Annotated in this window: 1 protein-coding gene and 1 pseudogene; both read right to left on the bottom strand. The window is 56.3% G+C overall.

The annotated features are described in order from the left end of the window. A pseudogene (locus EN914_RS38110) lies at positions 1-198 on the bottom strand (OmpA family protein); the annotation flags it as partial. 43 nt (positions 199-241) lie between these two features. Further along, positions 242-423 (bottom strand): hypothetical protein (locus EN914_RS38915; RefSeq protein ID WP_206527369.1); only part of this gene is annotated, 182 nt, incomplete at its 5' end.

Here is a 423-nt window from a genome sequence, read left to right as displayed (position 1 = left end):
GGTTTTCACTGCCGACGCGTCATTGGACTTGCTTTTGCACTCCTCCGCGGAGCCAACACAAATCCCGCGGGACTTGCCGAGATCGGCCGCACCAGCAAAAAACTTCACGATGTCTTCCGATTTCTGAACGGGGTCGGCGGAAGCGTGGGTCAAGAAAAGCACGACCGCCAACACAAAAGCTGAACTGCTCCACTGCATAGCGGCTCCTCCTGGTTGAGTATTCCGATTTTCGATGTTGGGATCATAGCAAATTCGCAGGCAATTGTCTGTCTGCAATCGCCGGGGGCGTGACAGTTGTTGCCGCGTCACCGGTTGAGACTTGACCCGCGCCGCGCCTAAGGCTTGAGTGGCCAAGCTTCTCGATGAAAGCGTGGCGGTCATGGCCAATGGGCTCCGGTTCAAAAACGCAAGGGATCTTTTCGC

It is taken from the genome of Mesorhizobium sp. M7A.F.Ca.CA.001.08.2.1, assembly GCF_003998455.1.
GTDB classification, from domain to species: Bacteria; Pseudomonadota; Alphaproteobacteria; order Rhizobiales; family Rhizobiaceae; genus Mesorhizobium; species Mesorhizobium ciceri.
Note: the sequence above shows the minus strand (reverse complement) of the source record. Positions and strands in the feature narration are given on the sequence as shown.